This window comes from Pigmentiphaga soli, from assembly GCF_039541095.1.
Classification (GTDB): domain Bacteria; phylum Pseudomonadota; class Gammaproteobacteria; order Burkholderiales; family Burkholderiaceae_B; genus Pigmentiphaga; species Pigmentiphaga soli.
On record NZ_BAABFO010000002.1, the window covers coordinates 63,262 to 85,930 of the forward strand.

The window sequence follows — 22,669 nt, forward strand, 5'->3', positions numbered from 1 at the left end:
ATTCATGCCTACTCTCCGCGCCCAACGGGGCGGCACGCTGTTCGGCCTGATCGCAGGCCTGCTGGTCGGGCTGGTGATCGCCGTCATGGTGGCGGTGTACGTGAAGAACGCCCCCGTTCCCTTCGTCAGCAGGGGGCCGCGCACGCCGCCGGCGCCCCCGGTGGACCCGGCCAACGCGCCCGATCCCAACCGCAGCCTGTACAGCGGCCGCGACGCCCCGGCCGGCGCGCCGCCGGCCTCCGGCCCCTCGGCCACCGAGCCGGCGCCGGCCCCGGTGCCCGACGCCAAGCGCGACCCGCTGGGCGAATTCCTGGCCAATTCGGCCATCCGGCGCAACAGCGGTTCGCCGCCGCGGCCGCCCGCGGCCGCCACCCCGCCGGCCGCCGCGTCTTCCGGCGCGGCCACGGCCGCGGGCACGGGCGATGGCGCGTATTACCTCCAGGTCGGCGCCTACCGGGTGATCGAAGACGCCGAATCGCTGAAGGCCCGGCTGGCGTTCCTGGGTTTCCAGGCCCGGCTGGAAACGGCGGATTTGCAGAACGGCACGGTGCACCGGGTGCGGCTGGGCCCGTTCGCCAAGCTCGACGACATGAACCGCACGCGCGCGCGGCTGGCCGAAAACGGCATCGAGGCGGCGGTGGTCAAGAAATAGGCGTCCCGGCGCGGCCGGACGCCCGCCGGCCGGCCGCGGAACTCCGGCGGGGCGCCGCCGGTCGCAGTCCAGCATCCGGCCGCGCGGCGGCCACGCAGAAACAGAGGAACTCCCAATGACCGTTGCATCGCTCCTGCGCCGTCTCGGCGCCACCCTGGCGCTGGCCGCCGGCGCCGCCTTCCTCCTGCCCGCCGCGGCGCAGGCCCAGCAGCCGCGCGAAGGCGCCGAATACACCCGCCTGCCGCAGCCCCAGCCCACCGACAGCCCGGGCAAGATCGAGGTCACCGAATTCTTCTGGTACAGCTGCCCCCATTGCAACGCGCTGGAGCCCAGCTTGGAAGCCTGGATCCGCAAGCAGCCGGCCGACGTCGTCGTGCGCCGGGTGCCGGTGCGCTTCAATGCCGGCATGGAGCCCCAGCAACGGCTTTATTACACGCTGGAGTCGCTCGGCAAGGTCGATGAATTCCAGGCCAAGGTGTTCAACGCCATCCACCAGGAGCGCCAGCCGCTGAACACGGCCGACCGCATCATCGACTGGGCGGCCAGGCAGGGCTTCGACAAGGCCCAGTTCACGGCCACCTTCAATTCCTTCGGCGTGCAGTCCAAGGTGCAGCGCGCGGTCAAGCTGGCCGAGGCGTACAACATCGACGGCGTGCCCACGCTGGCGGTCAACGGGCACTACGTGACCTCGCCGGCGCAGACCGGCAGCAACGCGTCCGCGCTGCAGGTGCTGGATTTCCTGGTGGCCAAGGAACGCAGCGGCGGCGGCGCGGCGGCCAGGTAGGCCGGCGCGGGAAGCGCCGTCGCGGCGGGGCGCCTGCCCGCGCCGCGTTTTACCCGTCAGGGCGCCGGAGCCGGTCCGCGCCTCGTTTTACCCGTCGTCAGGGCGCCGGAGCCGGTCCGAACCAGACCCGGCCCAGCGCGCCGTGCGGATCCATCGCCTTCTGGATCCGCCCCGCGTAGGCCTGGACCGCCGGCCCGGTGTAGCGATGATAGAAACGCTCGTTGTACGGCCCCACGCCGTGCTCGGCGCTGAAGCTGCCGCCATAGCCGCGCACCACCAGGTCGTAGATCGCCACCCGCAGTTTTTCCACCGTGTCGGCGTCGAACGCCGGCGTGGCTTCGTGCGGCCACACGATGTTGAAATGGCAGCCGCCGTCGCCCCAGTGGCCGAAATCGAACAGCCGCAGCCACGGAAAATCCCGCTGCAGCATGGCCAGGGCGTCGGTCCGGAAGGCCACCATCGAGGAGCGCGGCACGGCGATGTCGAACGCGATCAGCTTGCCCTGCTGCCGGATCGATTCGCTGATCGAATGCCGGATCTTCCACAGGTCGGCGCCGCCATCCAGCACGGCGTTGGTCACCAGCGTTTCGAACTGGCGTTCCAGGAAGTCGTTCAGCGCCTGCTGCAGGTCGACGCCCAGCAGTTCGCGCGACGCGGTGGAGCTCAATTCAACCAGCAGCGCGTAGCCGGGCACCGGCTCGGGCGCGAAGGGATTGGCGGTGCCTGGCACGTGGTCGAGCACCGATTGCATGGCAGCCTGGGAGATGCCTTCGTAGGCCGTCAGGAAATCGCCGAACTCGCCTTCCAGCGCGATCAGCAGGTCGAGGATGGCGTCCTGGCCGGTCGGCACGATCAGCGCGGTGGCGGTCTGGCGCGGCAGCGGATGGACCTGCAGCACGGCGCGGGTGACCACCGCGCCGGTGCCGCCGGTGCCCACGAACAGCTGCTTCAGGTCGTAGCCGGTGTTGTTCTTGCGCAGGCCGCTCATCAGGTCCAGCACCTGGCCGGGCGGATCGGCCAGCACGGCCTCCAGGCCCAGCAGGTTGTGCCGCACGTCGCCGTAGCGGATCAGGCGCGAACCGCCGGTATTGGTGGCGATCATGCCGCCTATCGTGGGATTGGCGCCCAGGTCGATCGGAAAGCACAGGCCATCCTGCGCCAGCCGTTCGTTCAGGTCTTGCAGGGTGACGCCGGCGCCGACGGTGGCGGTGCGGTTGGCGCGGTCGACTTCGATCTCGCCGCGCAGCCGCTCCAGGCTCATGACGACCTGGGTGCCGCTCGAATCGGGCGTGCTGGCGGCCACCAGGCCGGTGTTGGCGCCCTGCGGGATCAATGGCACGCCGTGAACGGCGCAGTAGTGGACCACGGCGGCGACCTCGGCCGCCGAACCGGGGCGGACCACCAGCGCGGCCTTGCCGTCGCCGTAGCGGGCGCCTTGTTCGTAGCGTTCGGTATCGGCCGGGTCGGTGAATACCTGGCCGGCGCCCACCAGGGCGGCGAGTTCCGTGCGTAGGGCTTCGGGGGGGAGTGCGCTCATGTCTCGGCTTCCTGCTTTCCTTTCTTCTGGTCGTCGGGCGGCCGGCCGGCGGGCCGATACGCGACTATACCGCCCTGCGCGGGGGCGCTGCCCGTCGTGAAAGCCTGAGAAGGCGCTCAGCGCCGGTGGTGCGTGGGCGGCGGCGTCGAGCCGGGACGGCGTTCGAGATGGCGGAAGGTGATGCGTCCTTTCGTCAGGTCGTACGGCGACATTTCCAGCGAAACCTTGTCGCCGGCCAGGATACGGATGTGGTGCTTGCGCATCTTGCCGCCCGTGTAGGCGACCAGTTCATGCCCGTTGTCGAGTGTCACGCGGAACCGGGAGTCCGGCAGAACCTCGTTGACGAGGCCTTGCATTTCAATGAGCTCTTCTTTGGCCACTAGTACGCTCCTGTGTCGAGTAGGTGTCCGGGGGCAGGATGCCGCGCCCCCGTGCGGCTGGCGAGACGCTGGTCGCGTTATCGCGCGCGGATGTTGGCGGCCTGCAGGCCCTTGGGGCCTTGCCTGACCTCGAACTCCACCGTCGCGCCTTCTGCCAGGGTGCGGAAGCCCCCGTCGTTGCGGATTTCGCTGTGGTGGGCGAACAGGTCTTTGGAGCCGTCGGCGGGAGTGATGAAGCCGAAGCCCTTGCCGTCGTCGAACCATTTCACGGTGCCGGTCTGAATAGCCATGGTGTTTCCTTTGGAATGAATGGAAAAAACGGGGACACCCCGTGGGCGGCATGCCTGCGGGGGACAGAAACACTCAAGAGCAATCAGGTGGGGTGGAAACTGTAGCGAGCCGCTCGCGAGACGGGCCTGAGAGGCCGGCGGGGCTGCAGAAAGACCTTGGGAGAACGGTCTTGCGCGAATCTATGCATATAGCATACCACATTGCGCCGTGCAACGCACGGGGCATGTCGGTCCTGGACAACAATGGCCGAGGCGTGCGGCGATAATGCCGGTTTGGCGGGGGCGGGCATGAACGTATTCATCACCGGGGCGAGCAGCGGGATCGGGCAGGCGCTGGCGCGCAGGTATGCGGCGCAGGGCGCCACGCTCGGGCTCGTGGCCCGGCGCGGCGACGCCTTGCGGGCGCTGGCCGGGACATTGCCCGGACGGCACCATTGCCATGCGCTGGACGTGCGGGACCGGGCCGCCTTGCACGCCGCGGCCGCGCAATTCATCGCCCAGGCCGGGAGCGTGGAGGTGGTGATCGCCAACGCGGGCGTCAGCGCCGGGACGCTTACCGAGCAGGCAGAGGATTTCGAGGTGTTCCGGGCGGTGGTCGATACCAACCTGCTGGCGATGGTGGCCACCTTCGAGCCGTTCATCGAAGGGATGAAACGGGCCGGCCGGGGAAGCCTGGTCGGCATCGCCAGCGTGGCGGGCATCCGCGGCTTGCCGGGCGCGGGCGCGTATAGCGCGTCGAAGGCGGCCGTCATTGCCTATTGCGAAAGCCTGCGCAACGAATTGAGCCCGTCCGGCATCCGGGTCACGACGGTGGCCCCGGGCTATATCCGTACGCCGATGACCGCGCGCAACCCGTACCGGATGCCGTTCCTGATGGATGCCGACGATTTCGCCGCGCGGGCCGTGCGCGCCATCGGGCGCGGAGAGCGCTATACGGTCATTCCATGGCAGATGGCCATCGTCGCCCGGCTGATGCGGCTCCTGCCCGCCGCGCTGTACGACCGCCTGGCCGTGGGCGCCCCGCGCAAGCCGCGGCCGTCTTGAACCTGTTATTCACGAATAAGATCCCTGGAGGGCGACCATGGCCGAATCGCAGAACATCGCAACGCTGATCACGAGCTTCCGATCACGATACGACGCGCAAGAAAAAGACCAGGTATGGCAACGGCTCAGCCACAAAATGCGCATTTTCTGGCAGGAGCGCATCCTGTCGGGCACTCCCGGCCCTCTGGGCGAGGCCGAATGCGACGAAATCATCCGTATCCTGGACCGCAACGGCAAAGGCAACACCAAGAACGACGAAGCCGTTGCCCGGGTCATGGTGCCCCAGGGCGCCTGGCGCCGCATGCTCAACGAATTTCACGATAACCCGGCGCTCGGGCGGCTGGTTCATGCCGTCCTGAACGAAACCGACGACCGGCAAAAGGCCGCGCTCATCGACGAACTCTATCGCAAGAATCAAGGCCAGAAGAACAACCTCACCGGCCCCAGCGGCAACACCATCGGCGCGTTTCTCGCCGCCTACGATCCGGTCGACAACCTCTCGATCATTTCGCTCAAGGACCGCCGCGCCGTCATCGAATTCCTGGGCTTGTCCACCTCCTTCGAGTGGGACGCACCCTCGATCGGCACCCGCATCGTCGAATCCAACAGAATCATCATCCAAAGCATGCACCGCCTTGGTCTGCCAGGCAGCGCGCGCACCATAGGCGTCTTCTTCTATACCCCCGAGGTGCAGGCGCTCTGGAAAGGCGAAGACACGATCAAGCGAACCGACAAGACCGCCGTCAGCGTCGTGGTGCCGACCACGCTCGACGAGGAAGAGGAAGAAGTCAGCGCGGATAGCGTTCGCGAATCCATGCGCGTGCAAGGACTGGTCGCGAAGATCGGCGAAACGTTGGGCTTCAGGATCTGGCTGCCCCGGGCCGATCGCAGCCGGGTATTAAAAGTGTGGCACCCGGAGCCGGATGTCCTGCTCGACGATCTGCCGCTCAACTACGACAGCAGCACGATGAAGACCGTCGAACAAATCGACGTACTGTGGCTGCGCAAACGTTCCATCGTGCGGGCGTTCGAGGTCGAGCATACGACGTCCGTGTATTCCGGCTTGTTGCGGATGGCCGATCTGGTGGCGTTGCAGCCGAATATCTCGCTCAAGCTTCACATCGTGGCGCCGGTAGAAAAGCGGGAGAAGGTGCTGCAGGAAATCATGCGGCCGGTTTTTTCGCTGCTGGAGGGGCGGGCGCTGAAGGACATGTGTACGTATCTTTCTTATGATCACATCAGGGACATCGGCGAGCTGAAGCATCTGGGCCGGATGTCGGACGAGATCATCGAGGATTATGAGGAGATGGCGGAGTGACGGGGTTCGACCGACCGATCGCGGTCGACACCCACGCGCAAAACGCCTGCACCGACGGCTTGCGGTAGGCGTTCTCGGTACAAACCGCGTAGTAGTCCAGGCCATCGCGGGTGTCATGGTCCGTGGGCCGCACGAGTTTTCCCCGCCTCTCGGCATCAGCCACCAGCGATGTGCGAGATACCGCCACGCCCATGCCGGCTTCGGCGGCGGCCAGCATCGACGCGGAATCGTTGAAGTCTATGCGCGCATCGCCGATGCCGGCGTTCCAGTGCATCGGATAGTCGCGCTCGACATTGCGCAGCAGCGGCACGCGGGCGCGCAGCACCGGATCGCCTAGCTGTGCCTGCAGCGAAGGAGCGCATACCGACACGATGCGATCGCGCGTAAGCCGCGTCACCCGGCAGTCCTGCCAGTCTCCGGCGCCGAGGCGGATCGAAACGTCGACGCCCGAGGTGGCGATGTCCGCGAAATAGCGATGAATGTCCAGATTCAAATGGATGTGCGGATGCGCCTGGGTAAACTCCGCCAGCCGGGGAATGAGCACGCGCAGCGCAAAGCTGCGCGCCACCGACAACACCAGCGTCTGACGCTCGGCCCGCAGCGTCAGCCGGCCGATGCCGGCGCCCAGCGTTTCGAAGCCGCGCCGCGTGAAGTCATAAAGCAGCTCGCCTTCCTGCGTGAACGCCAGCCCCCGGGCATGCCGCTCGAACAGCCGCACGCCCAGATGATCCTCCAGCGCCTTGATCTGCCGGCTCAGCGCCCCCTGGGTAATGCCCAGCTCCTGCGCGGCCCGGACGAGATTGAGATGCCGCGCCGTGATGTTGAACGCCAGCATCCCCCGTGCAGAGGGCAATCTCGTGAGCAGCGCCAGACCGCTGTCCGGCAATGGCGAAGCACTCATTGCAGCTTGATGTCCGCCTCTTTCAGAATCGGCTTGTACTTGGCGATTTCCTTGGTGACGAACTCGCGCGCCTGTTCCGGCGTGGTCCGCATCGGCACGCCGGCGGTATCGATCAGTTTCTTGGCGATATCGGGCTGCTGCATCGCGCGCTGGACTTCGCCGTTGATCTTCTTCACGACGTCGGGCGGCGTGCCCGCCGCGGCGAACATGCCGAACCAGCTTTCGATGTTGTACGACTCCATGCCCGGGGTTTCGCGGATCGTCGGGACCTGCGGCAGGGGCGCGTAGCGTTCGGGCAGCACCATGCCGAGCATCTTCAGCTCGCCGCGGTCGACGAAGCCGCGGATCGAGCCCGGGCTGGCGTAGGTCATCGTGACGCGGCCGGTGGCCACTTCCATGGTGGCCTGCGGGGCGCCGTTGTAGGGGACGTGGCGCAACTCGATTTTCGCCAGCCGGTTGAAGACCTCGCCGGTGATGTGCTGGATGGTGCCGACGCCGCTGGACGAGAACGTCAGTTCGCCGGGATGCTGGCGCGCGTAGTCGATCAGCTCGGCCACGCTGTTGGCGGGGAAGTCCTTGCGCACCACCAGCACGTTCGGCGCGCTGGTGACCATGCTGACCGGCGTGAGGTCTTTCTGCGGGTCGTAGTCCACTTCCTTGTTGATGACCGGGTTGATGACGATCTCGCCGGCGGCACAGACGAGAAAGGTATAGCCGTCGGGCGGGAAGCTCAGCGTGTGCTTGATGGCGATGATGCCGCCGGCGCCGGGCTTGTTCTCGACCACGACCTGTTGTCCGAGGTCTTCGGCGATGTATTTGCCTATCAGGCGCGCGGCGACGTCGACGGCGCCGCCGGCGGCGTAGGGCACCACGAAGCGGATCGGCCTGTTGGGATAGGCGTCCGCGGCGCGGGCCGGATTCAGCGACAACGAGACTGCCATCAGAGAAGCCCACTGCATCAGCTTGAGCGCTGTCTTGATCGAGAACATGAGGATTCCTTCGAGGTTGGAAATCACGGAAACATGCAACCAGGGCCTGCCATTGACTGACTTCGTCTCCCCGCCACGTCCTTCCCGGCGGCGTGTGTCCGCCGCTCAGGTGCGTGGGCCGTAGCCGCCTCCTCCGGGTGTGTTGACCCGCAGTACGTCGTTCTTGCGCAGCCGGATCTCGGCGGCCGCGGAGGGCAGCTGCCGCTCCTCCGGCGTGCCGGGATTGAGCACGAACTGGCCCAGGGCGCCGTCGCCGCCGCCGGCCAGCCCGCGGGCCGGCGCGTGCTGGCGTTCCGACGACAGGCTCAGCACGGTGTCGTCGCCGAGGGCGCGGTAGTCGCGCACCACGCCCTGGCCGCCGGGATGGCGGCCGTCGCCGCCCGATCCCTTGCGCAGCGCGTACTGGTCGATGCGGAACGGGTAGGCGTGTTCGAGCGCCTCGACGGGCAGGTTGGACGAGCCCGACGCATGCACGCGCACCGCGTCGACGCCGGGCTGGTAGGCGCGCGCGCCCATCGCGCCGGCGATGGTTTCGTAGTTGACGTAGTAGTGGCCGGTGCGCGGGTCGGTGCCGGCCAGCACGATCAGCTGGTGCGGGCCGCAGCCGGCCAGCGCGCGTTCGGGCAGGGCCTGCGAGAGGGCCGCGGCGATCGCGTCGCCGAGCACCGCGCACGAGATCGAGCGGGCGCCGACGGCGGCGGGCGAGACCGGGCCGACGACGGTGCCGGGCGGGGCGCTGATGTCCATCGTGCGGAAGTAGCCCGAGTTGGCCGGCACGTCGGGGTCGAGCAGGCTCTTGACCACCGTGTAGATGGTCGCGACCAATGCGCGGAAGGGGATGTTGCGGGCGGCGGCCAGCTGCGGCGCCGAGCCGGCGAAATCGAAGCCCAGGCGCCCGTCGCCGACCGTCAGCGCGAGCCGGATGGCGGCCTTTTCGCCTTCGTTGGCGCCGTCCAGGTATTCGCAGGCTTCGTAGCGGCCGGGCGGCACCTTGGCGATGGCGGCGGCGAAGCGCTTCTCGGTGAAGTCGAGGTAGGCCGCCATGGTGGCCTGCGTCTGCGCCACCCCGTAGCGTTCGAACAGCGCCTGCACGCTGCGCAGTCCGACGGTGTTGGCGGCGATCTGCGCGCGCAGGTCGCCGGCGCGTTCGTCGGGCGTGCGCGAGTTCAGCAGCAGGATGTCGAACACGTCGCGGTTGATGCGGCCTTCGCTGACGATGCGCACGGGCGGGATGCGGATGCCTTCCTGGAAGATCGAATTGCAGACCGCCGCCTCGGAGCCCGGCACCATGCCGCCGACGTCGGCGTGGTGGGCGATGCAGGCCACGTAGGCGACGATCTCGGCGCCGGCGAAGACCGGCGCGATGACGTTGATGTCGGGCAGGTGCGAACCGCCGCCGTTGTACGGATCGTTGGCGAGGAACATGTCGCCCGGGCGGATGCCGTCTTTCGGGAAGCGCTCGAGCACGGATTCGACCACGCCCACCATCGAGCCGAGGTGGATCGGCACGCGCTGCGGCAGGGCCACGACGTTGCCGGCGTGGTCGAACACGGCGGTCGAGCAATCGCCGCGTTCCTTGATGTTGGGCGAGAACGCGGTGCGCATCAGCGCGGCGCTCATTTCCTCGGTGACGCCCAGCAGGTAGCGGGCGACGACCTCGGCGCGGATGGGGTCTACGGTGGCGGTCATCGTTGCGCTTCCTTGCCGTCGGCGTCGGGGGCCAGGTCGATGTGCAGGCAGCCGCCTGCGTCGACGCGGGCCAGTGAATGGGGCGGGATGACGGTGGTGGTGTCCATCTGCTCGACGATGGCAGGGCCTCGCAGCACGGTGCCGGCGGCCAGCTCGTCGCGCTGGAGCACCGGGGTGTCGACGAAGCCGGTGGCGGCGAACCACACCGGCCGGCGGGAGGACTCCGCCGCCGCGGCGCGGCGGTCGGCGTCGATGGGCGCGTCGGTGCCGATGCGGCCGCGGGCGATCACGACCGACAGCCGCACGTTGACTACCTCGATGCCCTGCGTCCGCATGTCGTAGCCGTACAGCTCGGCATGCCGGCGGTGGTAGGCCTCGATGGCGGCCGCGAGGCCGTCGGCGTCGAGCTCGCCGCCGGCGATGTCGAGGATCAGTTCGGCGTTCTGGCCCACGTAGCGCAGGTCCAGCTGCCAGCGCAGCGAGACGGCGCCGGCGTCGCGCGCCGTGCGCGTCATGCCTTCGGCGTCGAGCCATTGCGCCGCGCGGCGGCCGAGTTCCTGCAGCCCGGCGTTCAGCGCGGGCAGGCGGTCGGGCGTCGCCGGCACCAGGCGCGTCAGCGAGAAATCGCCCTGGCGGTCGGCCTGCAGCAGGCCTTGCGCCGACATCAGGCCGGGCCGCGGCGGCACGATGACGTGGCGCATGCCGGCCATCGCCGCCACGTCGGCGGCGTGCAGCGGCCCGGCGCCGCCGAAGGCCACCAGCGCGTAGTCGCGCGGGTCTTCGCCCTGTTCGACCGAGATCACGCGCACGGCGCCGGTCATGTTGGCGTTGGCGATTTCGAGGATGCCGATCGCCACTTCCTCGGGCGTCTTGCCCATGGCGTCGGCGGCCTCGCGGCGGATGGCCCGCAGCGCCAGGTCGGGATGCATGGCCATCCGTCCGCCGAGCAGCGATACGGGGCTCAGCCGCCCCAGCAGCACGTTGGCGTCGGTGACGGTGGGCCGCTCGCCGCCGCGGCCATAGGCCGCCGGGCCGGGATAGGCGCCGGCGCTCTTGGGGCCGACCTTCAGCATGCCGCCGGCGTCGAGCCAGGCCAGGCTGCCGCCGCCGGCGCCGATGGTATGGATGTCGAGCGTGCGGGTGCGCACCGGGAAGCCGCCCATGTCGCGCTCGTTCTTCATGGCCGGCCGCAAGTCCCGGATCAGGCACACGTCGGTGCTGGTGCCGCCCATGTCGAAGGTGATGAGGTGCCGCACGCCGGCCGCCTGGCCGAGCGCAGCGGTGCCGACCACGCCGCCGGCCGGGCCGGAGAAGAAGGTGTTGATGGGGCGCTTGCGCACCGTTCCGGCGGTGACCGCGCCGCCGTTGGACTGCATGACGTGCGCCGCCGACGGCACGCCCAGCTCGCGCACGCCGTCCTCGAAGCGGCGCAGGTAGTCGTCCATGATCGGCATCAGGCTCGCGTTGACGACGGTGGTGACGAAGCGCTCGTACTCGCGGAATTCGGGCAGCACTTCCGACGACGCGCTGACGTAGACGCCAGGCCACCGTTCGGCCACCAGCCGCCGCGCCCGCGCTTCGTGCTCGGGGTTCTGGTATGCGTGCAGGAAACAGATGGCCACCGCCTCGACGCCGCGCTGCCTGAGCGTGGCTACCGCGCGCAGCACGTCGTCGTCGTCCAGCGGCGTGACGACCTCGCCGCCGGCCGACAGGCGCTCGTCGACTTCCATGCGGCAGTCGTCGGCCACCGGCGGCACCGGCTTGGGCACGTCGAGGTTGAAGTAGTGCGGGCGGCGCTGGCGCGCCAGGCTCAGCACGTCGCCGAACCCGCGCGTGGTGATCAGGCCGGTGGGGGCCCATTTGCCTTCCAGCACCGCATTGGTGGCCAGCGTGGTTCCCAGGACGAGGAAGCGCACGTCGGCGGCGGCTATCCCCGCCAGGGAGATGATTTCGGCAATGCCGTTCAAGATGCCGCGCGCGGGGTCGGCCGTCAGCGTGGGCACCTTGTGATAGTGCCAGCGCCCGGTGCGCGCTTCGGCCAGCACGAGGTCGGTGAAGGTGCCGCCCGTGTCGATGCCTATCCAGTATTCGCTCATTCAGTCCTCGGCATGGGCCGCGACCGGCCCTGTCGATGTGACTATGAGCTTGCTAGACTATTACGACTATTGGATATTTATTTATTATTTATACGCGATACGTATGAATTTCAAGCTACGCCAGCTGGAAGGATTCGTCGCCGCGGCCGAAACGGGCGCCTTCAGCAAGGCGGCCGACCGGCTCGCCATGACGCAGCCCGCGTTCTCGCAATTGATCCGCGAGCTGGAGGGCATGGTGGGCGTGCGCCTGTTCGAACGCACCACCCGCCGCATGGAGCTGACCGAGGCCGGGCGCATCCTGCTGGCGCAGGTCAAGCGTCCGCTGGACGACTTGCAGCACGCCTATGCGAACCTGCGCGAACTGGCCGGCGGCGAGCGCGGCTCGATCACCTATGCGGTGCTGCCGTCGGCCGCGTTCGTCATCGGCACGCGCGCCATCGCGCAGCTGCGCGAACGCCATCCGCACGTGCAGGTCCGGCAGATCGAAGACCAGAACGGCCTGTTGATCGACAAGGTGCTCCAGCGCGAAGTGGAGTTCGGGCTGGGCATGTTCTCGCACGCCGATCCGGCGCTGCGCTTCGATTTCATGTTCATGGACGAACTGGTCGCCATCGTGCGGCCCGACCATGCGCTGGCCGCCGCGGCCGAGGTCGCATGGGCGGACCTGGCCGACGTGCCGCTCATCCTGCTGCCCATCTCGGCGGCGGCCCGCCGCCTGGCCGACGCGGGGCTGGCCCAGGCGGGCTGCCACCGCGCGCCGGCCTTCGAAGTGGTCAACATGGTGACGGCGCTCAGCATGGTGCGCGAAGGACTGGGCGTCACCATCCTGCCGCGCGTGGGGCTGGAGGCGATGAACATGGAAGGGCTGGTTTACCGCCGGCTGGGCGAGCCGCGGCCCGAGCGCCAGATGGGCATCATCCGGCGCGTGGACCGGCCGCTGTCGGCGGCGGCCGCGACGCTGATCCGCTTCCTTTACCAGCAGGCCGGCGCCGTCGCCGGCCCGGCGACGCGGCCGCCCGAGCTATGACCTGGCGTCATGGCTCGCCCGCGCAAAACTCGATAGGCGCGCCGGCGGCGCTTGGCTATGCTATCCGCAAGCCATCTCCGCGGTATGCCTCCTCATGACTACTTCCCATGATCCCTCCCTGTTCGCCGGCGTGCGCGCGCGGTTTCCCGGCACGTCGCAGCGCGCCCATCTCGACGTCGCCAGCCGCAGCCTGATCCCCGCCAGCAGCCTCGACATCGCCCAGGCCCACCTGCAGGAGCGGGTCGACGGCGTCATCGACAAGGACCGCTATTTCGGGCTGGTCGAGACCGCGCGGCAGCGCTTCGCGCGCCTGGTCGGCGCCGACCCGGTCGAGATCGCGATCACCAAGAACGTATCGGAAGGGCTCAACATCATCGCGGCATCGATCGACTGGAAGCCGGGCGACCAGGTTTTCCTGTGCTCCGGCATCGAGCATCCGAACAATCTGTACACCTGGCGCAACCAGGAACGCCTGGGCGTGACGGTGCGCGACTTTCCCGCGCCCGACGGCCTGTTTCCGCTCGAAGAAGTGCTGGACGCGCTGCGCTCGGGCGCGCCGGTGCGCGTGGTGACCGTGTCGGCCACCTCGTTCAAGCCGGGTTTCCGCACCGACCTGCACCGGCTGGGCCTGGCCTGCCGCGAGGCCGGCGCCCACCTGGTGGTCGACGCGGCGCAGGCCGCCGGCATCACGCATCTGGACGTCGAGGCCATGGGCATCGACGCGCTGGCCGCCAGCACGCAGAAGGGCCTTTGTTCGCTGTACGGCATGGGCTTCCTGTACGTGCGCAAGGCCTTTGCCGAATCGCTGGCGCCGCGGCAACTGGCGCGCTTCGGCGTGACGATCGCCGCCACGCACGAGGCCGACTACGACACCGGCCCGATCCAGTACCAGCCGGGCGCGCTGCGCTTCGACCTGGGCAACTACAACTTCCTGGCGTCGGCGCTGGTGAACGACACGCTGGGGATGATCCTGGACTGCGGCACGCCGGCCATCGACCGCCATGTCACGCAGCTGGCGACCGCGCTGGCGAACGGGCTGGCCGAGCGCGGCTGTCAGGTCGTTCGTCCGCAAGGCGCGCTGATGGCCAACATGGTATGCCTGAAGATTCCCGGCGGCGCGCAGGCGTCCGATCGGCTGCAGCAGCACTTGCAGGCCAACCGCGTGCAGGCGGCGGTGCGCCGGGGCCTGCTGCGCTTCTCCATCCATTTCTACAATGACCTGTCCGACGTCGAGACGGCCATCGGCGTGACCGCCGGCTGGCGGGGGGAATGATCCCCCCTGCGCGCTTCGCGCGCGCCTCAGGGGGCGATGCGAGCGGACCGGCGCAGCCGGATCCGCCGCATCCCGGACGGGGCGGCGCGGGTCCATGCGTCGTGAAAGGCGCGCGGCGCCATGGAGCACCGACATGATGAGCATCGCGATGGACGGCGTCATCGACCTGCGCAGCGACACCGTCACGCTGCCCACGCCGGCGATGATCGAAGCCATGCGCACCGCGCGGCTGGGCGACGACGGACTCGACCGCGACCCGACGGTGCGCGAGCTGGAGGAACTGGGCGCGGCCATGATGGGCAAGGAGGACGCGCTGTTCGTCGTCAGCGGCACCATGGGCAACCTGGTGGCGTCGCTGTCGCACGCCGTGCGGGGCGCCGAGGCGGTCGTGGACGAGCATGCGCACATCGCGCGTTCCGAGGGCGGCGGCATCTCCCGCCTGGCCGGCCTGATGTGCACGCGGCTGCCCGCCCCGGGCGGCGAAATGGACCTGGACCAGGTGCGCGCCGCGTTGCGCTCCGGCTATTCCCGCCACGGCACGCCCACCGCGATGGTGGTGGTCGAGACCAGCCACAACCACGCCGGCGGGCGCGTGCCGTCGCTGGCTTACATGGCCGGCCTGCGCGACGCGGCGGGCGCGGCCGGGGTGCCGGTCCACATCGACGGCGCGCGGATCTTCAACGCCGCGCTGGCGCTGGGCGTGCAGGCGTCGGCGGTGGCGGCGGCCGGCGACAGCGTCACCTTCTGCCTGTCGAAGGGCCTGAGCGCGCCGATGGGCTCGGTGCTGGCCGGGTCGAAGGACTTCATCGCCCGCGCGCGCGCCTTCCGCCGCATGGCGGGCGGCGGATTGCGGCAGGCCGGGTGCGTGGCGGCGGCCGGGCTGGTGGCGCTGCGCGAGATGACGGCGAGGCTGGCCGAGGATCATCGGCGCGCGGCGCTGCTGTGGTCGCTGTTGCGCGACGCGGACCCGGCATGGGTCGGCGACGCGCCGCCGCCAACCAATATCGTCATGGTCGACGTCGGCGCCGCGCGGCGGCCGCGCGATGCGTCGGCCTGGGTCGACGCGCTGGCCCGGGCGGGCGTGGCGGTGCGGGCGCGCGATGCGCGAACGCTGCGGCTCGTCACGCATCGGCACATCGGCGACAATGAATGCCGCGCCGCCGCCCAGGCGCTCGTCTCGCAGCTGGGAGAACCAGGATGACCGGCAAGAACACGATTTGCCTCTGGTACGACGGCACCGCGTTGGATGCCGCCACATTCTACGCGGAGACCTTTCCCGACAGCGCGGTAAAGGCCGTTCATCGCGCGCCCGGCGACTATCCCTCGGGCAAGCAAGGCGATGTCCTGACGGTCGAGTTCACGGTGATGGGCATTCCTTGCCTTGGCTTGAATGGCGGCCCGGCGTTCAGGCACACCGAGGCCTTCTCATTCCAGGTCGCGACCGACGACCAGGCCGAAACCGATCGCCTGTGGAACGCGATCGTGGGCAACGGCGGCCAGGAAAGCGCATGCGGCTGGTGCAAGGACAAGTGGGGGCTGTCGTGGCAGATCACGCCGCGCGCCCTGACGGCCGCGGTCACCGATCCCGACCCGGCGGCCGCCAAGCGCGCGTTCGAAGCCATGATGGAAATGGGCAAGATCGACATCGCCGCGATCGAAGCGGCCCGGCGCGGCTGATACGCCCGCCGCGGGGCGCGCCGGCGCTCTTTGCGGCGGCAGCGCGCCGGCCCGCAAGGCTAGCGCCGAGCCGGCGCCTGCCTCGGCCGCATGTCGGCGGGCGGCGTATAGGCCTGCGCGCGTGTCGCGCCACCCTGCATCCGCGCCATGGCGCCCGGCATGGCTGGCGGCCGCAGGCCCTCCAGGCTGTTGGCGAAACGCAGCGTGATCGCCGCCACCGCGTCGACATTCACCTCGAGCGCGGCAAGATCGAGATTGCCCAGGTCGTCGCAAGCCTGGTGGTAGCACGGATCGAAGGCGATGCCCGCGGCGCCGCCCCACAGCGCCGCGTCTTCTTCGGTCCGCAAATCCTCCGCACCGCTGAATACGCCACCGGCAGGGATGCCATACTCGATGAACGGCCCGTAATCGGAACGGCCGTCGAAGTCCGTACCCTTGGTCGGTATGCCCCGCGCCTGGTAGAACGCCTCGAAGGCGCCCTCGATCGTCGCCGAGCCGTCGGGGCCGGGGCCTTCGCCGACGCCGTCGGAATCGTCGCCGTCATAGATGAAGTATCCGCCGTTCGGCGAAGCCAGCATGTCGAAGTTCAGGTACAGCGCGATCCTGCCGCGTTCTTCCTCCGTCAGGCTGTCGACGTAGTCGGCCGAGCCGAGCAGGCCGTTTTCCTCGGCACCCCACAGCGCGAAGCGGAGCCTGTTCGCAGGCGTGACCTTCGCCATCTGCACCGCGGTTTCCAGCACCGCTGCCGAGCCGCTGCCGTTGTCGTTGATGCCTGGCCCCGCGGCGACCGAATCCAGGTGGGCGCCGACCACCACCACGTGGTCCGGGCCGCCGCCGCGGCCTTCCGCGATGACGTTGTAGCTCGTGCCGGACGTGCGCAGCGTGCCGGCCTTGATGCCCAGCACCAGGCCGGGGGTCGCGGCCAGCCGCTGTCCGGCTTCGCGCGTGGTCTCCAGCACGGGGACGTCGGCGCTGAACGCCTCGCTCAAGCTGCCCTCCACATCGCCGCTTTCATTGTTGTAGACCACGACGGCGGCCGCGCCGGCCGCGATGGCGTTCATGGCCTTGTCGTAAAACGAGCAGTCGCCGCGCTCGACCAGGGCCGCGGCGCCGGCGGGCAGGCCGGCGAAATCGGCCGCGCCGCAGCCCGGCCCCGCCGCCACGAACACGGGCGCGGCGGCGACGTCACCCGAGCCGGAATAATCCATGACCCGATGCGGAATATCTTCGGCGGGGGCGGGCGATACCTGCCGCAGCGCGCTGCCGCCCAGGTCGGTGTACTGGACGAAGGTGAAGGCCTGGCGGGTGACGGCGTAGCCGGCGTCGGCCAGCACCTTTTCGGCATAGGCGGCCGACGCGTCGTGGCCGGGGCTGCCGCTGGTCCGGTTGCCGCCGTTGGCGCGGGCGATGCGGTCGAGTTCCTGCAGATGGGCCAGCGCGCCGTCGCCCGTGACGCAGGCCAGCAGCCTGGCTTCGGTGTCGTTGGCCCGTTCGGCGCAGGACGCGGCGGGCGTGCCGTTCCCGTCGTCGCCGCCAGGGTCATCGTCGCCGCCGCAGGCGGCCAGGCCCAGCACGGCGGCCGTGGCCAGGGGCCGGAGCAAGGTCCGGGTCCGATGGATGGCGAATGCCGGCGGCCGCCCGCCCGAACACGACTTTTTCACGTTCTCCTCCTAAACTCCCACTCTCTTGCCGCAGAGGATACCCGTATCGCCCATCCGTCGTAGATGTAAATCCCACCTTTTCCACAAGGAGACCGGCCATGGCTACCGGAACCGTCAAACTGCACCGCGTCTTGCGCGCGCCTCCCGAACGCGTCTATCGGGCCTTCCTCGAACCGGACGCCGTCGCCAGGTGGCTTCCGCCCTATGGGTTCACCTGCCAGGTCCATCACCTGGAGGCGCGGGTGGGCGGCAGCCACAGGATGTCGTTCCGGAACTTCGGCACCGGCAACAGCCACTCCTTCGGCGGCGAGTACCTCGAACTGGTGCCGTCCCGGAAGCTCCGTTATTCGGATCGCTTCGACGACCAGAACCTGCCGGGCGAAATGCAGGTCACGGTCGAGTTGCGGCAGGTGGCCTGCGGCACCGAGATCGCGATCGCGCAGGAAGGGATACCCGAGGTCATCCCGGTGGAGATGTGCTATCTCGGCTGGCAGGAATCGCTGGAGCAGCTGGCGAAGCTGGTCGAGCCCGAAATCCCGGGCTGACCGCCGCGCCGGCCGGACGCGTCAGCCCACCGCCGCGAACCGGATCACGCCGTCGTTCCCCGTCCGGCGCGCCAGCCTGCCCTGGTAATACAGCATGTGCAGATGGGCGATCGCCTCGCCCACCGCGAACGTCAGTTGATGCGCGTCAAGTTTGCGCCGGAACAGCACCGGGATAATGTCGGCAGCCGACTGCGGCCCGTTGCCACAGGCCTGCAGCACTCTTTCCAGGTGACCCGCATGGTGCCCATGCTGCTGATCCACCCGCGTATGCAAGCCGACGAAGGGCCGCCCGTGCGACGGCAGCACCAGCGTGTCGGCCGGCAGCGCGCGGTAGCGGTCCAGCGAATCGAGGTAGGCCTGCAGCGGGTTGCCTTCCGGCTCGTTGGCGTGCACGGCGATATTGGTGGAAATGCGCGGCAGCACCATGTCGCCCGAGATCAGCACGTTCAGCGCCGGGCAGTGCAGCGAGGCGTGTTCCGGCGCATGGCCGTAGCCGACGATCACGTGCCAGTCGTGGCCGCCGATCCGCACGGTATCGCCGTCGAGGATGCGCACGAAGCTGGGCGGCACCCGCGGCACCATCCGCTGGTAGTAGCCGCCGCGGCTGCGCACGGCTTCCAGCGCGCCGGCGTCGGCCATGCCGTGGCGCTCGAAATGGTCGGCCACCCGGTCGCCGCCGGCCATGGAGCTGCCGGTCAGGTTGAGCTGGGCGATGGCGTAGTCCGTCATCGTCATCTGCAGCGGCGCCTGCCAGCGTTCGGTCAGCCAGTAGGCCAGGCCGATGTGGTCGGGATGCATGTGGGTGACGATCACCCGCAGGATCGGCAGGCCCTGCAGCTCCTTCTCGAAGATCTGCTCCCACAGCGCCTGGACCTCGTCGCGCGACACGCCGCAGTCGACCACCGTCCAGCCGTCGCGGCCGTCGATGCGGTCGCGCAGCAGCCACAGGTTGATGTGGTCGAGCGCGAACGGCAGCGGCATGCGCAGCCAGCGCACGCCGGGCGCCAGTTCGATGGTCGTGGCAGGCGCCGGCAGCTTGTCGCCCAGGGGGTAGTGCAGTTCGTGTTCGAGTTCGTTCATAGGTTTTCCATGGTGCCGCGCGCCTTCCACACCGCACGAATCCGCGCCGCCCCATCCAGGATGCGGCGGATCCGGCTCCGCCGGCCCGCCCGCATCGCCCCTCGAGGGGCGCGCGCAAGCGCGCAGGGGGGCCGGCATACAGGTGGGCCGGTATCAGTGGACTAAAATACATTAGCGTAAAGTACCAGTGTACCCAGGTCGCCGCCCGCCGCCCCGACCCTTTTCTTCCCGCGTCAGGAGTCAGGAGTTCCCATGTCGGATCCCATAGTCGTAGTTTCCGTCGCCCGTACCCCGATCGGGGCCATGCTGGGCGAGCTTTCCAGCCTGTCGGCCAACCAGCTGGGATCGGTGGCGATCAAGGCCGCGGTCGAGCGCGCCGGGCTGCGCCCCGAGCAGATCCAGGAAGTGCTGATGGGCAACGTGCTGCAGGCCGGCCAGGGGCAGGCGCCGGCGCGGCAGGCGGCGCTGGGCGCAGGCCTGCCGATCGGCGTGGCGTGCAGCACCATCAACAAGGTGTGCGGTTCGGGCATGAAGGCCGCGATGCTCGGCCACGACATGCTGCTGGCCGGCACGGTTGACGTGGTCGTGGCCGGCGGCATGGAAAGCATGAGCAACGCCCCCTACCTGCTGCCCAAGGCCCGCCAGGGCTATCGCTACGGCCACGCCACCATGTACGACCACATGGCGCTCGACGGCCTGGAAGACGCCTACGAGCGCGGCCGTTCGATGGGCATCCTGGCCGAAGACTGCGTGGCCAAGTACCAGTTCTCGCGCCAGCAGCAGGACGAGTTCTCGGTCGAGAGCCTGCGCCGCGCCAAGGCCGCCAGCGAGGACGGCAGCTTCGATTGGGAAATCGCCCCCGCCACCGTGACCGACCGCAAGGGCGAGAAGGTGGTCTCGAAAGACGAAGGCCCGTACAAGGCCAATCCCGAGAAGATCCCCACGCTGAAGCCGGCCTTCAAGAAGGACGGTACCGTCACCGCGGCCCACTCGTCGGGCATTTCCGACGGCGCCGCGGCGCTGGTGCTGATGCGCGAGTCGACCGCCGGCAAGCTGGGCGTCAAGCCGCTGGCGCGGGTGGTGGCGCACAGCCAGCACTCGCAGGAACCGCAGTGGTTCACCACGGCGCCGGTGGGCGCGCTGCGCAAGCTGTTCGACAAGACCGGCTGGAAGACCGCCGACGTCGACCTGTTCGAGATCAACGAGGCGTTCGCGGCGGTGGCGATGGCGGCCGCGGTGGAGCATGGCATTCCGCGCGAAAAGCTCAACCTGCACGGCGGCGCCACGGCGCTGGGCCACCCGATCGGCGCCAGCGGCGCGCGGCTGATCGTCACGCTGCTGGGCGCCCTGCGCAAGACGGGCGGCAAGCGCGGCGTGGCCAGCCTGTGCATCGGCGGCGGCGAAGCCACCGCGATGGCGTTCGAACTGCTGTGACGCCCGCGCGGCCGGGCGATGCCTATGTGCAGTCGTTCGCCCGCGGCCTGAGCGTCATCCGGGTCTTCAACGCCCGGCGTTCGGCCATGACGCTGACCGAGGTGGCCGAGGCCGCCGGGCTCACCCGCGCGGGGGCCCGGCGGATTCTGCTGACGCTGGTGCAGCTGGGCTACGTCAGCAACGACGGCCGGCTGTTCCGGCTCACGCCCCGCATCCTGGAGCTGGGCTTCGCCTACCTGAGCTCGATGCCGTTCTGGGACCTGGCCGAGCCCGTCATGGAGACTCTGGCGGCCGAGGTGCACCAGTCCTGCTCGGCCACGGTGCTCGACGGTACCGACATCGTCTATGTGCTGCGCGTTCCGGCCGGGCGCAATATGTCGGTCAACCTCGGGGTCGGCAGCCGGCTGCCGGCCTATTGTTCGGCCATGGGCCGGGTGTTGCTGGCCGACCTGGACGACGCCGCGCTCGACGACGCGCTGCGCCGTTCGGACCTGGCCGCGCATACGCCATTGACGCTGACCGACCCGGCCCGGCTCAAGGAGGTGATCGCCCAGGTTCGCCGGCAAGGCTGGGCGCTGGTCGACCGCGAGCTGGAAACCGGCCTGGTGGCCATCAGCGCGCCGATCCGCGACCACGGCGGGCGCACGATCGCGGCGCTGAACCTGAGCGGGCAGGCGCATCTGATCACCGCCGAACAGATGCGGGAACGGCTGCTGCCGCCGCTGCTGGCGGCGGCCGAGCGGATCAATGGCTTGATGAGGCGGCAGTGAAGGCTGACGAGGCGGCAGTGGACAGGGCGGCAGTGAAGCCGGATAGGGCGGCAGTGAAGCCGGATAGGGCGGCAGTGAAGCCGGATGGGGCGGCAGTGAAGCTCGATGAAGCGGCAGTGGACCTCGCCGCGCGGAGGATGCTCTCGTGAACGAACCCGGTTTCGCCTGCGCGCCGCTGTTGCGCGAGATCGGCCGCGGCAAGGACGGCTCGCGGGCGCTGAGCCGCGAACAGGCGCAGGCGCTGATGGCGGCCATCCTGGATGGCCGCGTGTCCGACCTGGAGTTGGGCGGCGTGCTGCTGGCGCTGCGGATGAAGGGCGAGGCGGCGGCCGAGGTGGCCGGCTTCCTCGACGCCGCCGAGCCGCGCGGCGCGCGGCTGGAGATCGGCGCGCCAGTGGTGGTGCTGCCTACCTACAACGGCGCCCGGCGCCTGCCGAACCTGGTGCCGCTGCTGGCCTGGGCGCTGACCCGGGCCGGCGTGCCGGTGCTGATGCACGGCCAGGCGTCCGACCCGGCGCACGGCACGGCCGCGGCGCGGGTCGGCACGGAGGAGATCCTGCGCGCGCTCGGCGTCGAGCCCGCGGCCGGGCCGGACGACGCCGCGGCGCGCTTGCGCGCGGGCGGCATGGCCTATCTGCCGCTGGACGTGGTGCATCCGGGCCTGGCGCGGCTGGTCGGCATCCGCCGCGTGCTGGGCGTGCGCAACGTCGCGCATACGCTGGTCAAGCTGCTGTGCCCGGTGGCCGGGCCCAGCCTGCTGATGTCGAGCTATACCCATCCCGAATTCGGCGCGATGCTGGGCGAACTGTTCGCCATGCGGCCGCAGGCGGCGCTGCTGATGCGGGCCACCGAAGGCGAGGCCGTCGCCAACGTGCGGCGGCCGCAGCGTGTGGCGCGCTGGCTGGACGGGGCCGAGAGCGTGGCGATCGAAGGCGCCGCCGGCAGCCCGCCGCAATTGCCGGAGCTGCCCGAACGCGAGGCCGCCGCCACCGCCGCCTGGATCGAATCCATCCGCCGCGGCGAAACGCCCATGCCGCAGGCCATCGCCGACCAATGCCGCGTCGCGATAGAGGCGGTGGACGCATTGCGCAAGGCAGGCGCATGAACGCCTTGACCGTATCCGCCCGCGCGCTGCTGCTGTTCGCGCACGGCTCCCGCGACCCGCGCTGGGCCGAGCCGTTGGCGCGCCTGGCCGATGCGGTGCGGCGCCGCGATCCGGCGGTGACCGTGGCCCAGGCCTTCCTGGAGCTGATGCCGCCCACGCTGCCCGACGCGATCGACGCGCTGGCCGCGGCCGGGCACGCGCGGGTCGCCCTGCTGCCGGTGTTCTGGGCCGGCGGCGGCCATGTGCTGCGCGACCTGCCGGCCTTGCTGGAAGCCGCTCGCGTCCGGCATCCGGGTCTGGAAGTGGCCGTGCTGCCCGCGCTGTCCGACCTGCCCGGCGTGCTGGACGCCGTGGCGGCCGCCGCGCTCGAATACCGTGATCCGGCGGCATGCGCCGGCAAAGCATGAGGAAATCGCC

General features: G+C 69.5%; 22 protein-coding genes. 13 read left to right on the top strand and 9 right to left on the bottom strand.

The window, feature by feature from the left end:
• Window positions 1-4: 4 nt before the first annotated feature.
• Complete coding sequence (locus ABD927_RS02670) at window positions 5-652, top strand: SPOR domain-containing protein (protein WP_345246052.1); 648 nt, start codon at window positions 5-7, stop codon at window positions 650-652.
• Between the two features lie 115 nt (window positions 653-767).
• Window positions 768-1,436 (top strand): thiol:disulfide interchange protein DsbA/DsbL, encoded by a 669-nt coding sequence (locus ABD927_RS02675; RefSeq protein WP_345246054.1) that lies wholly within the window; start codon window positions 768-770, stop codon window positions 1,434-1,436.
• 97 nt (window positions 1,437-1,533) lie between these two features.
• Here ABD927_RS02675 and ABD927_RS02680 read toward each other — a convergent pair whose 3' ends face one another.
• From ABD927_RS02680 to ABD927_RS02690, 3 genes are all read right to left on the bottom strand, one after another.
• The gene (locus ABD927_RS02680; RefSeq protein WP_345246056.1) at window positions 1,534-2,973 is read right to left on the bottom strand and encodes an FAD-binding oxidoreductase; all 1,440 of its coding nucleotides are present in this window, start codon (window positions 2,971-2,973) and stop codon (window positions 1,534-1,536) included.
• A gap of 116 nt (window positions 2,974-3,089) precedes the next feature.
• The gene (gene infA / locus ABD927_RS02685) at window positions 3,090-3,353 is read right to left on the bottom strand and encodes a translation initiation factor IF-1 (protein ID WP_345246058.1); all 264 of its coding nucleotides are present in this window, start codon (window positions 3,351-3,353) and stop codon (window positions 3,090-3,092) included.
• Between the two features lie 77 nt (window positions 3,354-3,430).
• Entirely contained in the window at window positions 3,431-3,637 is a 207-nt protein-coding gene (locus ABD927_RS02690; protein ID WP_345246482.1) for a cold-shock protein, read from the bottom strand.
• A 294-nt stretch (window positions 3,638-3,931) separates the two neighbouring features.
• Here ABD927_RS02690 and ABD927_RS02695 point away from each other — a divergent pair, with 294 nt between their 5' ends.
• Both ABD927_RS02695 and ABD927_RS02700 read left to right on the top strand, forming a co-directional pair.
• Window positions 3,932-4,687: an SDR family oxidoreductase gene (locus ABD927_RS02695; protein ID WP_345246060.1), complete on the top strand. Its 756-nt coding sequence runs from the start codon at window positions 3,932-3,934 to the stop codon at window positions 4,685-4,687.
• A 37-nt stretch (window positions 4,688-4,724) separates the two neighbouring features.
• Window positions 4,725-6,005, top strand: a complete 1,281-nt coding sequence (locus ABD927_RS02700) for a hypothetical protein (RefSeq protein WP_345246062.1) — start codon at window positions 4,725-4,727, stop codon at window positions 6,003-6,005.
• Here the strand turns inward: ABD927_RS02700 and ABD927_RS02705 are convergent.
• The 4 genes from ABD927_RS02705 to ABD927_RS02720 all read right to left on the bottom strand — a co-directional run bounded on the left by ABD927_RS02705 (window position 5,974) and on the right by ABD927_RS02720 (window position 11,680).
• Complete coding sequence (locus ABD927_RS02705; RefSeq protein WP_345246064.1) at window positions 5,974-6,906, bottom strand: LysR substrate-binding domain-containing protein; 933 nt, start codon at window positions 6,904-6,906, stop codon at window positions 5,974-5,976. The genes ABD927_RS02700 and ABD927_RS02705 overlap by 32 nt on opposite strands.
• Window positions 6,903-7,895: a Bug family tripartite tricarboxylate transporter substrate binding protein gene (locus tag ABD927_RS02710; RefSeq protein ID WP_345246066.1), complete on the bottom strand. Its 993-nt coding sequence runs from the start codon at window positions 7,893-7,895 to the stop codon at window positions 6,903-6,905. Before ABD927_RS02710 ends, ABD927_RS02705 begins: the two co-directional genes overlap by 4 nt.
• 105 nt (window positions 7,896-8,000) lie before the next feature.
• Complete coding sequence (locus ABD927_RS02715) at window positions 8,001-9,584, bottom strand: hydantoinase B/oxoprolinase family protein (RefSeq protein ID WP_345246068.1); 1,584 nt, start codon at window positions 9,582-9,584, stop codon at window positions 8,001-8,003.
• The gene (locus tag ABD927_RS02720) at window positions 9,581-11,680 is read right to left on the bottom strand and encodes a hydantoinase/oxoprolinase family protein (protein ID WP_345246070.1); all 2,100 of its coding nucleotides are present in this window, start codon (window positions 11,678-11,680) and stop codon (window positions 9,581-9,583) included. Before ABD927_RS02720 ends, ABD927_RS02715 begins: the two co-directional genes overlap by 4 nt.
• Window positions 11,681-11,783: 103 nt before the next feature.
• Here ABD927_RS02720 and ABD927_RS02725 point away from each other — a divergent pair, with 103 nt between their 5' ends.
• The 4 genes from ABD927_RS02725 (at window position 11,784) to ABD927_RS02740 (ending at window position 15,657) form a co-directional block, all read left to right on the top strand.
• On the top strand, window positions 11,784-12,707 hold the full coding sequence (locus ABD927_RS02725) for a LysR family transcriptional regulator (RefSeq protein WP_345246072.1): 924 nt from the start codon (window positions 11,784-11,786) through the stop codon (window positions 12,705-12,707).
• Window positions 12,708-12,801: 94 nt separating this feature from the next.
• Window positions 12,802-13,980: an aminotransferase class V-fold PLP-dependent enzyme gene (locus tag ABD927_RS02730; RefSeq protein ID WP_345246074.1), complete on the top strand. Its 1,179-nt coding sequence runs from the start codon at window positions 12,802-12,804 to the stop codon at window positions 13,978-13,980.
• A gap of 133 nt (window positions 13,981-14,113) precedes the next feature.
• Window positions 14,114-15,181: a threonine aldolase family protein gene (locus ABD927_RS02735; protein ID WP_345246076.1), complete on the top strand. Its 1,068-nt coding sequence runs from the start codon at window positions 14,114-14,116 to the stop codon at window positions 15,179-15,181.
• Window positions 15,178-15,657 (top strand): VOC family protein, encoded by a 480-nt coding sequence (locus tag ABD927_RS02740; RefSeq protein WP_345246078.1) that lies wholly within the window; start codon window positions 15,178-15,180, stop codon window positions 15,655-15,657. Before ABD927_RS02735 ends, ABD927_RS02740 begins: the two co-directional genes overlap by 4 nt.
• Window positions 15,658-15,716: 59 nt before the next feature.
• Here the strand turns inward: ABD927_RS02740 and ABD927_RS02745 are convergent, their stop codons facing one another.
• On the bottom strand, window positions 15,717-17,318 hold the full coding sequence (locus ABD927_RS02745; protein ID WP_345246080.1) for a M28 family metallopeptidase: 1,602 nt from the start codon (window positions 17,316-17,318) through the stop codon (window positions 15,717-15,719).
• A gap of 98 nt (window positions 17,319-17,416) precedes the next feature.
• Here ABD927_RS02745 and ABD927_RS02750 point away from each other — a divergent pair, with 98 nt between their 5' ends.
• Window positions 17,417-17,863 carry an SRPBCC family protein gene (locus ABD927_RS02750; RefSeq protein ID WP_345246082.1) on the top strand — a complete coding sequence of 149 codons (447 nt, stop codon included), beginning with the start codon at window positions 17,417-17,419 and terminating at the stop codon, window positions 17,861-17,863.
• Window positions 17,864-17,884: 21 nt separating this feature from the next.
• Here the strand turns inward: ABD927_RS02750 and ABD927_RS02755 are convergent, their stop codons facing one another.
• On the bottom strand, window positions 17,885-18,943 hold the full coding sequence (locus ABD927_RS02755; RefSeq protein WP_345246084.1) for an MBL fold metallo-hydrolase: 1,059 nt from the start codon (window positions 18,941-18,943) through the stop codon (window positions 17,885-17,887).
• A gap of 252 nt (window positions 18,944-19,195) precedes the next feature.
• Between ABD927_RS02755 and ABD927_RS02760 the strand changes: the two genes are divergently transcribed.
• From ABD927_RS02760 to ABD927_RS02775, 4 genes are all read left to right on the top strand, one after another.
• Complete coding sequence (locus ABD927_RS02760; protein ID WP_345246086.1) at window positions 19,196-20,377, top strand: acetyl-CoA C-acetyltransferase; 1,182 nt, start codon at window positions 19,196-19,198, stop codon at window positions 20,375-20,377.
• On the top strand, window positions 20,374-21,147 hold the full coding sequence (locus ABD927_RS02765) for an IclR family transcriptional regulator domain-containing protein (RefSeq protein ID WP_345246088.1): 774 nt from the start codon (window positions 20,374-20,376) through the stop codon (window positions 21,145-21,147). Before ABD927_RS02760 ends, ABD927_RS02765 begins: the two co-directional genes overlap by 4 nt.
• Window positions 21,148-21,292: 145 nt before the next feature.
• The gene (ybiB, locus tag ABD927_RS02770) at window positions 21,293-22,252 is read left to right on the top strand and encodes a DNA-binding protein YbiB (RefSeq protein ID WP_345246090.1); all 960 of its coding nucleotides are present in this window, start codon (window positions 21,293-21,295) and stop codon (window positions 22,250-22,252) included.
• Entirely contained in the window at window positions 22,249-22,659 is a 411-nt protein-coding gene (locus ABD927_RS02775; RefSeq protein ID WP_345246092.1) for a sirohydrochlorin chelatase, read from the top strand. Before ybiB ends, ABD927_RS02775 begins: the two co-directional genes overlap by 4 nt.
• Window positions 22,660-22,669: the final 10 nt, after the last annotated feature.

Bases quoted from the DNA above. Each gene is read 5' to 3' on its own strand.
- ABD927_RS02670 (WP_345246052.1), top strand. From the start codon at position 5: ATGCCTACTCTCCGCGCCCAACGGGGCGGCACGCTGTTCGGCCTGATC.
- ABD927_RS02675 (WP_345246054.1), top strand. From the start codon at position 768: ATGACCGTTGCATCGCTCCTGCGCCGTCTCGGCGCCACCCTGGCGCTG.
- ABD927_RS02680 (WP_345246056.1), bottom strand. From the start codon at position 2,973: ATGAGCGCACTCCCCCCCGAAGCCCTACGCACGGAACTCGCCGCCCTG.
- ABD927_RS02695 (WP_345246060.1), top strand. From the start codon at position 3,932: ATGAACGTATTCATCACCGGGGCGAGCAGCGGGATCGGGCAGGCGCTG.
- ABD927_RS02700 (WP_345246062.1), top strand. From the start codon at position 4,725: ATGGCCGAATCGCAGAACATCGCAACGCTGATCACGAGCTTCCGATCA.
- ABD927_RS02705 (WP_345246064.1), bottom strand. From the start codon at position 6,906: ATGAGTGCTTCGCCATTGCCGGACAGCGGTCTGGCGCTGCTCACGAGA.
- ABD927_RS02710 (WP_345246066.1), bottom strand. From the start codon at position 7,895: ATGTTCTCGATCAAGACAGCGCTCAAGCTGATGCAGTGGGCTTCTCTG.
- ABD927_RS02715 (WP_345246068.1), bottom strand. From the start codon at position 9,584: ATGACCGCCACCGTAGACCCCATCCGCGCCGAGGTCGTCGCCCGCTAC.
- ABD927_RS02720 (WP_345246070.1), bottom strand. From the start codon at position 11,680: ATGAGCGAATACTGGATAGGCATCGACACGGGCGGCACCTTCACCGAC.
- ABD927_RS02725 (WP_345246072.1), top strand. From the start codon at position 11,784: ATGAATTTCAAGCTACGCCAGCTGGAAGGATTCGTCGCCGCGGCCGAA.
- ABD927_RS02730 (WP_345246074.1), top strand. From the start codon at position 12,802: ATGACTACTTCCCATGATCCCTCCCTGTTCGCCGGCGTGCGCGCGCGG.
- ABD927_RS02735 (WP_345246076.1), top strand. From the start codon at position 14,114: ATGATGAGCATCGCGATGGACGGCGTCATCGACCTGCGCAGCGACACC.
- ABD927_RS02740 (WP_345246078.1), top strand. From the start codon at position 15,178: ATGACCGGCAAGAACACGATTTGCCTCTGGTACGACGGCACCGCGTTG.
- ABD927_RS02750 (WP_345246082.1), top strand. From the start codon at position 17,417: ATGGCTACCGGAACCGTCAAACTGCACCGCGTCTTGCGCGCGCCTCCC.
- ABD927_RS02755 (WP_345246084.1), bottom strand. From the start codon at position 18,943: ATGAACGAACTCGAACACGAACTGCACTACCCCCTGGGCGACAAGCTG.
- ABD927_RS02760 (WP_345246086.1), top strand. From the start codon at position 19,196: ATGTCGGATCCCATAGTCGTAGTTTCCGTCGCCCGTACCCCGATCGGG.
- ABD927_RS02775 (WP_345246092.1), top strand. From the start codon at position 22,249: ATGAACGCCTTGACCGTATCCGCCCGCGCGCTGCTGCTGTTCGCGCAC.